Source organism: Paenibacillus sp. MMS18-CY102, from assembly GCF_009789195.1.
Lineage (GTDB): Bacteria > Bacillota > Bacilli > Paenibacillales > Paenibacillaceae > Paenibacillus_T.
Window position 1 is genome coordinate 18,558 of the sequence record NZ_WSTC01000016.1, and the last position, 13,517, is coordinate 32,074.

The 13,517-nt window shown below is 47.9% G+C and carries 17 protein-coding genes and 1 tRNA gene; 15 read left to right on the top strand and 3 right to left on the bottom strand.

The window, feature by feature from the left end:
- Window positions 1-276 precede the first annotated feature (276 nt).
- The 5 genes from noc to GON22_RS13380 all read left to right on the top strand — a co-directional run bounded on the left by noc (window position 277) and on the right by GON22_RS13380 (window position 4,746).
- Complete coding sequence (noc, locus tag GON22_RS13360) at window positions 277-1,101, top strand: nucleoid occlusion protein (RefSeq protein ID WP_160396600.1); 825 nt, start codon at window positions 277-279, stop codon at window positions 1,099-1,101.
- 147 nt (window positions 1,102-1,248) lie between these two features.
- Window positions 1,249-2,022 (top strand): ParA family protein, encoded by a 774-nt coding sequence (locus GON22_RS13365; RefSeq protein WP_160396601.1) that lies wholly within the window; start codon window positions 1,249-1,251, stop codon window positions 2,020-2,022.
- Window positions 2,003-2,857, top strand: coding sequence for a ParB/RepB/Spo0J family partition protein (locus GON22_RS13370; RefSeq protein WP_160396602.1), 855 nt, complete (start codon window positions 2,003-2,005; stop codon window positions 2,855-2,857). The genes GON22_RS13365 and GON22_RS13370 overlap by 20 nt, the downstream gene beginning before the upstream one ends.
- A 161-nt stretch (window positions 2,858-3,018) precedes the next feature.
- Complete coding sequence (locus GON22_RS13375) at window positions 3,019-4,188, top strand: aminotransferase class V-fold PLP-dependent enzyme (protein WP_237179152.1); 1,170 nt, start codon at window positions 3,019-3,021, stop codon at window positions 4,186-4,188.
- Between the two features lie 69 nt (window positions 4,189-4,257).
- Window positions 4,258-4,746 (top strand): DUF4446 family protein, encoded by a 489-nt coding sequence (locus GON22_RS13380; protein WP_160396604.1) that lies wholly within the window; start codon window positions 4,258-4,260, stop codon window positions 4,744-4,746.
- Here GON22_RS13380 and yyaC read toward each other — a convergent pair.
- Window positions 4,721-5,311, bottom strand: a complete 591-nt coding sequence (yyaC, locus tag GON22_RS13385; protein ID WP_160396605.1) for a spore protease YyaC — start codon at window positions 5,309-5,311, stop codon at window positions 4,721-4,723. The two genes, GON22_RS13380 and yyaC, sit on opposite strands and share 26 nt — an antisense overlap.
- Window positions 5,312-5,407: 96 nt before the next feature.
- Between yyaC and GON22_RS13390 the strand changes: the two genes are divergently transcribed.
- From GON22_RS13390 to GON22_RS13405, 4 genes are all read left to right on the top strand, one after another.
- Complete coding sequence (locus GON22_RS13390) at window positions 5,408-5,650, top strand: DUF3343 domain-containing protein (RefSeq protein WP_202113227.1); 243 nt, start codon at window positions 5,408-5,410, stop codon at window positions 5,648-5,650.
- Window positions 5,651-5,776: 126 nt separating this feature from the next.
- A complete protein-coding gene (locus GON22_RS13395; RefSeq protein ID WP_160396607.1) occupies window positions 5,777-6,655 on the top strand; it encodes a mechanosensitive ion channel family protein in 879 nt (292 codons plus the stop codon).
- On the top strand, window positions 6,645-6,881 hold the full coding sequence (locus tag GON22_RS13400; RefSeq protein WP_160396608.1) for a DUF951 domain-containing protein: 237 nt from the start codon (window positions 6,645-6,647) through the stop codon (window positions 6,879-6,881). Before GON22_RS13395 ends, GON22_RS13400 begins: the two co-directional genes overlap by 11 nt.
- 90 nt (window positions 6,882-6,971) lie before the next feature.
- Window positions 6,972-7,063 (top strand) — tRNA-Ser (locus tag GON22_RS13405).
- Window positions 7,064-7,519: 456 nt separating this feature from the next.
- On the opposite strand, the gene GON22_RS13410 is transcribed toward GON22_RS13405, so the two are convergent.
- Window positions 7,520-7,702: a YjzC family protein gene (locus tag GON22_RS13410; RefSeq protein ID WP_006038234.1), complete on the bottom strand. Its 183-nt coding sequence runs from the start codon at window positions 7,700-7,702 to the stop codon at window positions 7,520-7,522.
- A 217-nt stretch (window positions 7,703-7,919) separates the two neighbouring features.
- Here GON22_RS13410 and rpsF point away from each other — a divergent pair, with 217 nt between their 5' ends.
- Genes rpsF through rpsR form a run of 3 tightly spaced genes read left to right on the top strand, consistent with a single transcriptional unit; the run spans window position 7,920 to window position 9,083 of the window.
- Window positions 7,920-8,207 carry a 30S ribosomal protein S6 gene (gene rpsF / locus GON22_RS13415; protein WP_160396609.1) on the top strand — a complete coding sequence of 96 codons (288 nt, stop codon included), beginning with the start codon at window positions 7,920-7,922 and terminating at the stop codon, window positions 8,205-8,207.
- Between the two features lie 40 nt (window positions 8,208-8,247).
- On the top strand, window positions 8,248-8,784 hold the full coding sequence (ssb, locus tag GON22_RS13420; RefSeq protein ID WP_160396610.1) for a single-stranded DNA-binding protein: 537 nt from the start codon (window positions 8,248-8,250) through the stop codon (window positions 8,782-8,784).
- A 20-nt stretch (window positions 8,785-8,804) separates the two neighbouring features.
- Entirely contained in the window at window positions 8,805-9,083 is a 279-nt protein-coding gene (gene rpsR / locus GON22_RS13425; RefSeq protein ID WP_006038237.1) for a 30S ribosomal protein S18, read from the top strand.
- A 96-nt stretch (window positions 9,084-9,179) separates the two neighbouring features.
- Here rpsR and GON22_RS13430 read toward each other — a convergent pair whose 3' ends face one another.
- Window positions 9,180-9,533 (bottom strand): DUF4870 domain-containing protein, encoded by a 354-nt coding sequence (locus tag GON22_RS13430; protein ID WP_160396611.1) that lies wholly within the window; start codon window positions 9,531-9,533, stop codon window positions 9,180-9,182.
- Window positions 9,534-9,729: 196 nt separating this feature from the next.
- On the opposite strand from GON22_RS13430, the gene GON22_RS13435 reads away from it, so the two are divergent.
- The 3 genes from GON22_RS13435 to GON22_RS13445 all read left to right on the top strand — a co-directional run bounded on the left by GON22_RS13435 (window position 9,730) and on the right by GON22_RS13445 (window position 13,385).
- Window positions 9,730-10,812 (top strand): LCP family protein, encoded by a 1,083-nt coding sequence (locus GON22_RS13435; protein ID WP_160396612.1) that lies wholly within the window; start codon window positions 9,730-9,732, stop codon window positions 10,810-10,812.
- A gap of 24 nt (window positions 10,813-10,836) precedes the next feature.
- Window positions 10,837-11,280, top strand: a complete 444-nt coding sequence (locus tag GON22_RS13440) for a CBS domain-containing protein (protein WP_160396613.1) — start codon at window positions 10,837-10,839, stop codon at window positions 11,278-11,280.
- A 68-nt stretch (window positions 11,281-11,348) separates the two neighbouring features.
- Window positions 11,349-13,385, top strand: coding sequence for an amidohydrolase family protein (locus tag GON22_RS13445; RefSeq protein WP_160396614.1), 2,037 nt, complete (start codon window positions 11,349-11,351; stop codon window positions 13,383-13,385).
- Window positions 13,386-13,517: the final 132 nt, after the last annotated feature.

The following is a 13,517-nucleotide window of genomic DNA, read 5'->3' on the forward strand; positions in this document are numbered from 1 at the left end:
AATGTTTCACGTGAAACATTCACGGCAAACTTATTTGTACCGATAGTCAATTCAAGCAGGAAATATGGACAGCCGTAGCGAATTTACTTAAAGCAAGCTTGTATTCGGATGGATACTCGGTACGATTGTTTAAAATATAAGCAAGTGTAGATCAATTTACACTCAGCTTATATATTTCCGGAATGAAACGCGCTGCACCGCCAAAAGGATGGCGAGTGCTGTTTCATCTCATTTGAACGGACATCGGCATATTAGAATCGGGTGGTAGTTGACGTTATGAAAGAACAGTTTTCACGGTTGTTCGGTCTAACCGATCAACGAAACAATGCAGAATCGGATGAAGTGAAGCAAATTCCGATTGGTGAGATTGATACGAGTCCATATCAGCCACGTACAGTGTTCGACGATGAACGAATCGATGAACTATGCCAGACGATTAAGACGCATGGGGTTATTCAGCCTATCGTTGTTCGCCTGCGCAATGGGCGGTATGAGATTATTGCGGGAGAACGCCGTTGGCGAGCGGTAACGAAGCTCGGGCTCGAGCGAATCCCTGCAATCGTGCGTGAGTTCAATGATTCTCAGGCAGCATCGATCGCACTAATTGAGAACCTTCAGCGGGAAGGCTTAACTGCTTTAGAAGAAGCGGTGGCTTACCAGAAGCTGATTGACCTTCATCAATTAACGCAAGAGAGCTTGGCACAACGCTTAGGCAAAAGCCAATCCACCATTGCGAATAAGATTCGTCTGCTTGGGCTAAGTGATCCGGTTAAGGGCGCGCTTATGGAACGTAAAATTACGGAGCGCCATGCAAGAGCTTTGTTGTCGTTAGACACGGAAGAGCTTCAAGAAAAGGTGCTCGGGGATATCGTTTCCAAAGAGTTAAACGTGAAACAAACCGAGGCTCGCGTTGCATTCTATAAGGAAGCAACAAAGGCAAAGAAAGCAAGAAGAGTTTCGTTCACGAAAGATGTTCGTCTTGCGTTGAACACAATTCGCCATTCCATTGAGATGGTTTCCACATCAGGACTGAAGATTGATACGAAAGAAAATGATCATGATGATCATTATGAAATCGTCATCCATATACCTAAACGTTAAACTGCTTGATTGGACTATAGCCATAAGCGGTTAAGAATGAGTAATTATGTATGTTTTAATGACGTAATGCCTGGCGAAAGCGGCCGTCTAGCCGCTTTTTCTGGTTTCTGGACTAAAAGTTTGTATACACACAAGAGGTGAACCGGATTGGCTAAGATTATTGCCATCACAAATCAGAAGGGCGGTGTCGGAAAAACGACAACGTCCGTGAATCTTGGCGCTTGCCTTGCCTCCTTAGGCAAACGGGTGCTGTTGGTTGATATCGATCCGCAGGGCAATACGACTAGCGGTATTGGCATTAATAAAGCGGATGTTGAGAATTGTATCTATGACATTCTTATTAATGATGTTCATCCACGAGATGCGATTGCCCCAACAAACATACCTGGACTCAATGTCATACCTGCAACGATCCAATTAGCAGGTGCGGAAATCGAAATGGTTTCAACAATTTCACGGGAAGTCCGTCTCAAGAAAGCTTTACACCAAGTGAAACAGGATTATGATTATATCCTCATTGATTGCCCACCATCATTAGGGCTTCTGACAATCAATTCCCTTACGGCAGCTGATTCGGTCCTCATTCCAATTCAATGTGAATATTATGCGCTAGAAGGATTAAGCCAATTGCTCAATACAGTTCGGCTCGTCCAGAAGCATTTGAATACAACGTTGCAAATTGAAGGCGTGCTGTTGACGATGTTCGACGCACGTACGAATCTCGGCATTCAAGTTATTGAAGAAGTGAAGAAGTACTTCCAACAGAAGGTATACCAGACGATTATTCCGCGTAATGTTCGTCTAAGTGAAGCCCCTTCCCACGGACAGGCAATTATCACATATGATCCACGCTCGAAAGGTGCAGAAGTGTATCTGGAGCTGGCCAAGGAAGTGATCATGTATGAGCAAGCGGCTAGGTAGAGGGTTAGACGCCCTAATCCCATCATTATCGGTTAAGGATGATGATAAGGTTGTTGAAATCGCGTTGGGACAGCTTCGTCCCAATCCGTATCAGCCACGTAAAACATTCGATGAGGATTCGATCAAAGAGTTAGCGGAATCCATCAAACAGCATGGCGTCATCCAGCCGATTATCGTGCGGACAGTGCTGAAAGGCTATGAAATTATCGCGGGGGAACGGCGTTACCGGGCATCGCAATTATGTGGAAACACAACGATTCCAGCGGTTGTACGGACGTTCACAGACCAACAGGTTATGGAGATTGCATTAATTGAAAATCTTCAACGTGAGGATCTGAATGCGATTGAAACAGCAATTGCTTATCAGGCGCTCGTCGATAAGTTTCAATTAACGCAAGAAGAGCTTTCCATGAAGGTGGGCAAATCGCGATCCCATATTGCAAACTTCCTGCGCTTGCTGACTCTCCCTGCAGATATCAAGGATAATGTTTCACGTGGAACATTGTCGATGGGCCATGCTAGAGCGTTAGTCGGCATTAAGGAAGCGAAGGAACAACAGGAACTGGCGCGGTTGACGATTGAACAAGAGTGGAGTGTTCGGGAACTAGAGGCAGCCATTCAGAAGCAATCGGAGGAGAAGCAGCCGGAGAAGGCCAAAGTGAAGGCGAAGAAGCGCGACCCTTATTTGGAAAGCATAGAAGAGACGCTGCGGGAACAATTTAAAACGACGGTTCGCGTTAAGCAACAGAAGGACAAGGGCCGGATTGAATTAATGTATTACAATAAACAGGATTTAGAGCGCCTGTTGGAAATTTTGCAGCAACAAATGGCTTAATTTCAAGAAACCCATCATATCATCTATATAGCGCACGATAATCGCGATAGCATGCCGGAGTTGTTATGTTCCTAAGGAACGTATACACTGAGGTATGCTATTGTTGGCGTTAATGGGCGTAAGTATGCCAAGAGATGGGGGACGGAAGGGAAGGAAGACGATTGGAACAGCATAAAGTGATTTATCTGGACCACGCAGCAACGTCATGGCCTAAGCCGGAAGCTGTTGTAAAAGCTGTATATGATGCGATGGTGAATGACACAGCTAACCCGGGCAGGGGGAGCCATGCGATGGCTGTCCGATCCAGCCGCCATATTTTCCAAGCGCGCAAACAGCTGGCAAAGTTATTTCGGATAAGCAATCCGAATGACATTGCTTTTTCGTTGAATACGACTACAGCGCTCAATCAAGCGATTAAAGGTTTCGTTCAACCTGGTGATCACGTGATCTCAACTGCTGTGGAACATAACTCGGTAAGGCGTCCACTGGAGTACTTAAAGCAAGCAATAGGCATTCGTGTGACTTACATAGAGGCTGATGAGAAAGGGTTCATTACCCCACAGCAGGTCGAACAGGCGATTACGCATTCTACGCGCCTTGTTATCGTGAATCACAGCTCTAACTTGCTCGGTACGATTGCGCCAATTGCTGATATTGGAGAAGTATGCAGGCGCAATGGCGTAAAGCTGCTGGTCGATGCTGCACAGAGTGCTGGCATACTGCCGATTGACGTGGAAGCGATGGGGATCGACATGATGGCGTTTCCGGGTCATAAAGGGTTACTGGGCCCACAGGGCACAGGAGGGCTCTACATCCATCCTAGCCTTGATCTAGTCCCAATGCTACACGGAGGGACCGGAAGCCAATCTGAGGCTCCTGAGCAGCCTAGCGTGAGACCGGATCGATATGAGGCGGGGACGCCTAATACGCCTGGGCTTGCTGGCCTTGCAGCAGGAGTCAGCCATGTTCTGCATGAGACCGTTCAAACGATCCATACTAAGGAATGGCGCCAAACGCAAATGATGATGGAAGGGCTGCTTGGCATTCCGGGGATTCAAGTTCTTGGCCCGGATGTTGGACAGCCGCGTACCGGTATTGTGTCATTCAATTTGGCTGGAGCTGACGCGTCAGAGCTTTCGTTCATACTCGACCAGCATTATGGCATTGCGGTACGTGCAGGATACCATTGCACGCCATTAGCACATGCAGCAGCGGGCACAATGGAAACAGGAGCGGTACGTGCAAGTGTAGGATGCTTTACAACTGATGCAGAAGCGATGGCGATCGTCGATGCAATGAAAGAAATTCAAAAGCACTATTCAGACGGATAACCATTAAAAATGTGTGATGGCTGAGTTGTATTGAAAATGGAATTGGAGTAACGGGGGAGCGAGTATTCAATGAACAATGCATTGTCACCATTACAAATTGCTGTAGTCGCATTAGGTGCGGTCATTATTGTGCTTATAATTTGGATGGCGGTTATCGGCGGACGATTGAAAAAATTGCGGAAGCAGTACGTAGCTGCGATGGATGGTATGGGCGTAACGAATTTAGAGGACATACTGGGTGAAATGAAACGGCAGTTAAGTGAACAGGAGCAACAGATCGTACAACAGCATCAAGCGCATGAGCAATTGAAAAAAGCATTGAGCGAATCGAGAGGGAAGGTTGCCGTTCATCGCTACAATGCGTTCGCAGAGCAAGGCAGCGACTTGAGCTTCTCGTTAGCAATCGTTAACGATTCGCAAGATGGCATCGTATTGAGTGGCTTGCATAGCCGTGAAGATACATACGTTTATGCGAAGCCGCTTGATAAAGGGGATTCCCCTTATCCGTTAACGCCTGAAGAGAAGAAGGCGGTTAATCTGGCATTGCAACAGGCCTAGTTGTTGTGCGGCAATTCATGATAGCGGAGAATAAGCTATGCGCGATTACGTCAGCCATTCGCATTACGAGATGAAGGCGGGTATTCTGCAGAACGAAATATTCCATAAAGCCTCCGACATTTACGATGCCGGTAATATGCATATCGCCGACTGGCGGAAGTTGTTTGTTTACTCCAGCACCAGGGCGCACAGGCCCAAGGCCGACTTGAATGTTGCCAACACTCGTAACTTGTCCGAGGCAGGCATCAATGCCGATGACGAAGGGGTTATGGTTTTGCCGGTGCAGCAGTTCTAATGTTTCTTCTAGATTCATAGCATGAACAGGCTCCTCAAGCGTGCCATACAGTTCAAAATGGGGGCTGCGGAACTTGCCTAACGCGGTGCCGATTAGCGGACCGAGTGAATCACCCGTAGAACGATCGGTACCGACACAAACGACGATAATACGTTGGTTGCCGGATAGGCCGTTCAGCAGAACCGTTAGCCGATTGGTCAATATGCCAGACACGTTCGGCTCTTGATATGGCACTTTCAACGGTGATTCATACAACGACGACAGCTTCATAGTATCCCCTCCGCCTCTCGTAATGTAATACTAGTATATGGTTGGGACAACCATTTTATACGTAACCTACCGTGCAAAATGTTTGGGAGTGTGCTTATGCTTATCGCATTCGATTCAACGCAGCAGGCGCTTCGTATGGAGATGCTGCTAGAGTATGTAGAAATTGAGATTGATTTATGCCCGACGCCTAAGCAAGTGACGGCTGGATGCGCGTTATCGATTCGGTTTCCAGACGAGGATGAGCTTCGCGTATGGGAAGTCATACGATTGGAGAACGTTGAAATTCGGGGAATGTTCCGGGAAATAGGGGAAGTATTCGAAGAATTAGCAGCTCCATAACGAGACTTCATGCGATTGCGAGTTTTCTAGAGCGGTTAAAGGGTTAGAAGGATAAATAGAAAGAGCATCTTAGATAGGCACAAGCTTCCTATAAGAAGCGGCGTGACGGAAAGGCGGTTAGGCCAGATGGACATAACAGCAATATGGAACGATTTATTGGATTGGGTGACGAGCGGGCGAATGTGGGCAACCTTCGGCATGTCGGTCGTGAGAATTGCATTAATTTTGCTCATTGGCAGAGTAGTTGAACTGGTTATCTTCAAAGCAATTGACCGGATGATGATTGAACGGGAAATGAAGCAAGTCCAACATACGCGGCGAGTGCTGACGGTGGGGAAACTGCTGAAGAACGTTTCATCGTATCTCATCTACTTTGTAGGCGCGCTGCTCATTCTAGCTGAGTTCCATGTTAATCTGGCGCCGTTGCTCGCTGGGGCGGGCGTCCTGAGCTTGGCAATCGGATTCGGTGCACAAAGTTTAGTGAAAGACATCATTACCGGCTTCTTCATTATTCTAGAGGACCAGTTCGCCGTAGGGGACGTTGTACAAACCGGACAGTTCAAAGGGACGGTCGAGATGATCGGGCTGCGTACGACACGCATTAAGAGCTGGACAGGCGAGCTTCACATCATTCCCAACGGCATGATCAACGAAGTAACTAATTTCTCCATGAACAATTCGTTGGCGGTTGTCGATGTGGCGATCGCTTATGAGGAAGATGTGGAGCGTGCACTTGAAATTATGAAGCGTACGGTGGAAGGCGAAGCGAAACATTTGGAGAATACAGTAAGTACGCCGGAGGTACTGGGCATCCAACTGTTAGGGCCATCACAAGTAACGCTGCGCGTAATCGTTGAGTGCTTGCCTAATACGCAAATCGGCGTAGCGCGTGAGCTGAATGCTGCAATCAAAAAAGCATTTGACGCTAATCAAATCGATATACCGTACCCTAGAATGGTGACTTACCAACGGTTGGAGAGAGGGGGAGCCCAGGATGGAGCGTAAGGCGTTTGAATTAGGCGATGTCGTACAAATGAAAAAACCGCATCCTTGCGGGACGAATGAGATGGAGGTCATCCGAATGGGGATGGATATCCGGATCAAGTGTGTAGGCTGTAAACATAGCGTGCTTGTGCCGCGTGCCAAGTTCGAGAAGAATCTGAAGAAAGTGCTCCGATCGAAAGAAAGCGGGAGCGAAGCAGCCGATAGCATGGGGCAATTGGAAGGATAATTAAGCGACGGAATAATAACAATTCTGACAATTTGCAAAGGGCTTGCATCGAGATTTGTCGTATGCTACAATAAGTCTTGTCTTCACCACGGAGAGGTACCCAAGAGGCCCAAGGGGGCTGACTCGAAATCAGCTAGGCGGTTCATAGCCGTGCGTGGGTTCGAATCCCACCTTCTCCGCCATACATATGCGACTAACGGTTCTCGATTTCAAATCGAGGGCCGTTTTTTATTTTGTAGAAATATTGGCGCACTAAAAAAGGGACCCTTACGGGTCCCAGTTGACGGCGCTTTGAAGTTGTAATGAAATAGACTACTTCAGGGAACAGAAATCGTGGATCATCGTTACGAATTCGCGGCAGAATTCGTCGTCTACATCCGACGCCTTGCGGCGTTAATTTGACACTACGATGGTGTTACAGACAATCGTCTTTGGCACAACCCCTCGCTTCTATGCATCCGTGTCTTATTTCTTCTTCGTTATTCCTTGCACCATTTGGTTCAATGGAACCACACCTCTCATTTCGCCGTCGAGAGTATGATGCGCAGCGTCCGAATGAATTATGCAGCAATTGCTGAATATTCGTTAGCTCCTCCCTGTGGGCAGGGAAGAGCCGGACGTTAATTGGCCTGTACTTGTTATTTAGGCATCCGTTTCCACTTGCGTTCATGGTTGCTTGTATTCGGGAAGCGTTCACCCTTGTGCAGCTTGACGATTTGAGGGTTGTTAATGCCCATATGGAACGAGTTTACGCCATCCTCAATATAAGTGCCGCTATTGGGGGCTTTGTCGCCCGGCGAGAATAAAGTCCATTCACCCATTAGCCTTGCCTCCTGTACAAAGTCATTAGAAACGCGATGAACACGCTTCTGCAATAGTGTGTGCTGAGAGAGGCGAACGCATGACAGGCAGAATTCGGAGGGTTTTCCGTGCTTGCAGCAGCAGGGGGTTTCATGTATAGTAATATGGTATGCGAGTTAGCGCTCGCTCCTTGCTCCCTTAAGTGGGGGCCGCTAAGTCCAAGAGGAGGTGAATCAAATGCGCAAATACGAAGTGATGTACATCCTTCGTTCTGATGTAGAACAAGAAGCTGTTCAAGCCATCGTTGAAAAATTCAATGGCATCATCACGAACGGCGGCGGTGAGGTTTCTAAAACCGACATCATCGGCAAGCGCCGTCTTGCGTATGAGATCAACAAGCAACGTGATGGCATCTTTGTTCTCGTACACTTCGCAGCTCCGGCTGAAGTTATCGTTGAACTGGATCGTGTCATGAAGATTGCGGACGAAGTAATCCGTACTCTTATCGTTAAAGATGTTGCTTAATTGATGTACGCATGGATTGATCGATTGGGAGGGTATCACGATGTTGAACCGTGTGATTTTGATTGGCAGACTTACGCGCGATCCTGAATTGCGTTATACGCCAGCAGGTGTCGCAGTTACGCAATTTACGCTAGCGGTTGATCGCCCGTTCACAAGTGGCGGCGGCGAACGCGAAGCTGATTTCATACCGGTCGTAACATGGAGGCAACTTGCTGAGACGTGCGCCAATTATCTTCGTAAGGGACGGTTAGCTGCGGTCGAAGGCCGTTTGCAAGTGCGTAACTACGAGAATAACGAAGGCAAACGTGTCTATGTAACCGAAGTGATTGCGGATAACGTTCGTTTCTTGGAGTCGAATCGCGAGAGCGGAGCGCCCCGTGAAGAGGGAAGTTACAGCGGTGGGAATAACAGCGGTGGCGGTTTCGGTGGCGGCAATAATGCCGGCGGCGGATCATATGGCGGTAACAGCGGAGGCGGCGCAAGCCGGTCCGGTCAAAACCAGCGGAATGATAATCGCGATCCGTTCTCGGATGACGGGAGACCAATTGATATATCGGAAGATGATTTGCCATTTTAATTGAAAGGATGGGTTCCTGAATGAGCTTCAAGCCACGCGAAGAAGGACAAGATCGTCCAGAACGTAAATTCGGCGGTCGTAAAGGCCGTAACAAGCGCCGTAAAGTTTGCTTTTTCACGGTAAACAAAATCAAGCACATTGATTACAAAGACACCGATTTGCTCCGTAAATTCATCAGCGAGCGCGGCAAAATTTTGCCACGCCGTGTGACGGGTACGAGCGCGAAGTATCAGCGTCTTCTGACGGTAGCGATCAAACGCTCACGTCAAATCGCTCTTCTGCCGTACACGACGGAATAGCATATCGTACGACAGGCAGCCGGCATTACTGGCTGCCTTTTTTGTGCTGTAATGGCCTATTCATGGCAAATGAAACTATTGGGCAAATCGATCCGTCTAGTATTTGTACGCTTGTTGTTCTGCGATATCGCCAATGATAGGGAGCTTCACCCACTTGCCTTGAAGAGCGAGCAGCATGAGGACAAGCCATAAAATGAATGAAAATGGCGCGAGCAATCCAGCGATGAACCAGCCGATAAAAGGGATCATGCCCAGTATAATATGAATGACAACAAGTGATGCAGAGACGATAATGGACTGCATAGCGTGAAATTTGACGAAACGGCTATGCTTCTCTAGAACAAGGAATAAGAATCCCGTAACGAAGCTGCCTAAATAACACAACATACCTGCTACCTTAGCATCCAGTCCTATCGAGGAACGGTCTGGACCTAGCGAGGGTGGCTGCATTTTTGAAAATCCCCTTTCATAGCTTCGATAGGTTGAGTAGGGCAGTTAGCAAGTCTGTGCGGCTTTGCTATGCCCAATATATGTGCTATCGCTTCGCGATATGCCGTAACTGAATTGTAACCATCATTTACTGCAGCATCGTTTAGACTGCTTAAAGTGCGTTTAATTAGAGTAAGTACAGAACAGGAGCAGAGAAATGAAAACGAAACGTTACCGCAAAACCAAGTGGATATCCGGCATCATGGCTGTCATTATTGCATTAGGTTTATTCGGATATTACAATCGTACGACGCTTGCCATGTGGAGCTTTGACGTGTTTTTGTCGGGCCAGGTGAAGAACAAGCTTGAAGATTCGTATAAGCCGCTGGAAGGGCGCGAGCCGCAGAAAGTGAGCTACGAGAACAAGGAGCCTTTCTCCGTGCTATTGCTTGGCGTAGACCAAAGGGATAAGGAGGTCGGCCGGTCGGACACGATGATTGTTTCCGTCGTTCGTCCAGCGGACGGAGCAATTCTCATGGTTTCGATTCCAAGGGATACGTACACAGAAATCGTCGGCAAGGATAAGATGGATAAAATAACGCATGCTTACGCATATGGCGGCGCCAAAATGTCCATCGAGACGGTAGAGAAGCTGTTTGCGACGTCCATTAATCACTATGCATCGATTAACTTTACTGGTTTCCGCGAAGTCATTGATGCAATGGGCGGGATTTCGCTGCCAATCGAGCAAGATATCGTGAATAAGGAAAAGGATCATGAGAAGTTTACGATTAAAGCGAATCAACCGGTCTATAATGGTACTGACGCATTGAACTTCGTCCGCTACCGGGAAGACGCTGGCGGCGATGTGAGCCGTGCAGGGCGGCACCAGGTGTTCTTGAACGCTATGATGGATAAGGCGTCGCAGGTTAGCCAGTGGTCAAGCATTCCGAATTACATTGGCATTATGGGTGATAACTTTAGTACGGATATGACGCCAGATATGATGATTGATTTGGCGAAGACGATGCTGCAGGCAGATGGGCGCACCATTTATAGCCATACGCTTAAGGGCGACGGGCATCGTAAAGAAGCAGGTGGCACATGGTACTTCTTCGCCGACGAAGAGGATGTTGAGACGACCAAACAATTAATTACGAGCTGGTTGGACCCATCGATTGCGAAGGGCAGCCTGCCGCTCCCTTCTGAGTATGCATCGAAGAATAAGCCAGTTCAGTCGTTGTCGGCGAGCGCAAGCACGAAGAGAAATGCGGCTGCTGGAATAAGTACGAATCAGTGATAGAAAATGAGGTGGCTTCACACGATGAACATTGCTTTTTTCCTACTGCCGAAGCAAGAGGTCGTATGTGTTCCCAAGAGTGCGACTCTGCGGCAGACGCTCGAGCGAATGGAGCATCATCGGTATACAGCTGTTCCGATCTTGGATCGGGAGGGCCTGTATGTAGGTACGGTGACAGAGGGCGATCTGTTATGGCATATGAAAAATAATGATCTGTCGTTCGATCAGGTTCATAAGGTTAAGCTCACAGATGTGCCGCTGCGCGTAAGCAATCGAGCGGTTCATGTGGATGCGAATATCCGGGATCTTATCTCGCTGGTGAAGACACAAAACTTTGTCCCTGTCGTAGATGATATGAACCGATTCATTGGCATTGTAAGGCGTAGCGATATTATTGATTATTGTGAAAAAAATATGTTGGCTGAAGAAGCTTCAAAACAACATGCGAAATTTGCACTCGGGCAGTAAGCATAGTACGATAGATATAGCATAAATTGGATGCTGATCTATTGATTTGCACAGGAGGCAAAAAAAGTATGGAGCGAAGAAGCAGACGCCGCCGCCGATTCCGCGGACTGACGATGTTCGCTGCGGGATTAGCGGCGGTTTTTGTTGTTGTAATGGTCTGGATCTCATGGGGCGGCAACGGCGGCAACAGGAGCAGCGATAAACATACAGGTCCTATAAGCAGCAATGAGCTGCACCCGAAGCAAGTTAATTCCAGGACAAACACAGGACCGGGGCCGACAGAAGCAATTAATGAGGCAGCAGAGCCAAATCAGAGCAGTGGGCTCAGTGGAGTAGCAGCTGCCGAGAAGCAGGTAAGCGATCAAGATTTATCACGCGTGTATGACATCGTCATAAAAGGCGGCAGGGTCATTAATCCGGAGACGAAGCTAGATGCCGTGATGAATGTTGGCATTGCGGGCGGCCAGATAGGCGCTGTAACGGCCAAGCCCTTGAAGGGCAAGCGCGTCATTCAAGCTAATGGTTTAGTGGTAGCGCCAGGGTTTATTGATAATCTGTCTTACGATCCGAACCCGTTAGGCGTGTGGAACAAAATAGCGGATGGCGTTACGAGCAATATTGCGATGCATGGGGGAACGTCGGCGCCGGACAAGTGGTATGCCTATTATGAGCGTAATGAGACGCCTGTTCATTTTGGCGCAAGCTTCTTCTATTCACAGGCCCGTAATCAGTTCAAGCTTAGCCGGTATGCGGGGGCAACGGACTCGGAAATTTCCAAGCTAAAGGCACAGGCGGAGAAGGCGCTTAACAATGGCGCACTGGGCATCTCCTTCAGCCTTGAATATGTTCCTGGAATTGAAGCGCCGGAGATCGTGCCGTTGATGAAGCTTGCACATGAATATAATGTTCCGGTCTACTTCCATGCCCGGTATTCGGATATGGAACAACCGGGAACGAATATTGATGCGCTAAAGGAGCTGATCGGCTATGCACGCGAGACCGGAGCCGCCGTACATATTGACCATATTAACAGTACAGGCGGAACGTTCTCGATGAAGCAATCACTGGATATGGTGAATGCCGCACGTGCTGAAGGGCTCGATATTACCGCATGCATCTATCCTTACGACTATTGGGGAACGTACCTAAACTCCGCACGATTCGATGAGGGTTGGCAATCCAGATTCCGAATCTCTTATCATGACCTGCAGATTGCAGGGACGACACACAGGCTTACAGAACAGACCTTCGCCCAATACAAGAAGGAAGGCAAACTGGCTGTAGCCTACGCAATCCCGCCTGAGGATATCGATGAATCGATTAAGCCGCAATATGTGATGATCGGAAGCGACGCAATATTGGAGCCAGGGCTGAACAATCATCCGCGTGCTTCTGGTACGTTCGCAAGAACGATTGGCCTATACGCGAGAGAGAAGGGCGTTATTACGCTTATGGAGGCAGTAGAGAAGACAAGCTTGCTGCCCGCGCAGCGGCTTGAGAAGCAGGCTCCGGCTTTGAAGAATAAGGGCCGCGTGGCGAAGGGGATGGATGCAGATTTAGTCCTGTTCGATTACAACACAATTATCGATAAGTCGACTGTAGAGCATCCTGACCGTTATTCCGGCGGAATCCAGTACGTTCTGATTAATGGCAAGCTAGCGCTCGACAATGGCAAGCTAAATAAGAGCGTTCGTGCTGGAGAGCCGATTAAGAGCGAGTTTCAGCGTGTAAAAAGCCAAGATGGAAGTACATTGTTGTGGGACGGCGAACAATATCCTGCAATATATTATAATGGACAGCCTTATATTGACCTAAATGTTGTCCAATTACATGGTTATTCGCTGAAATGGAACCAGAATAAACATTATTTTTTAATGGAAAAGAATGGACAAGTAGATATTAACCAAAATGGGCGAAGCGAGACGAAGCAAAGGCCGGAAGTTGGTGCTTTAATGCTTGAACGCGACTATCAAGTAGCAATGGGTCGCTTCAAAACGTCGCTGCTGTCCATCGAAGAACGAAATTTTTTTCCAATTGAATGGCTAGGTGACATTGGATTTAAACTCAGTAATATCAACAAAAATTGGACGATAGAACCTTCGTAAACACCTCCGTTAATAAACCGGCAATGGCGAATTAGGAAAAAACTTCCTGATCGTTATTGCCGGTTTTTTTGGTTGAATTCCCCGCTAGGTACACATTCTAATCGAGTGAGCAACAACCTATTCCGTCAGTAA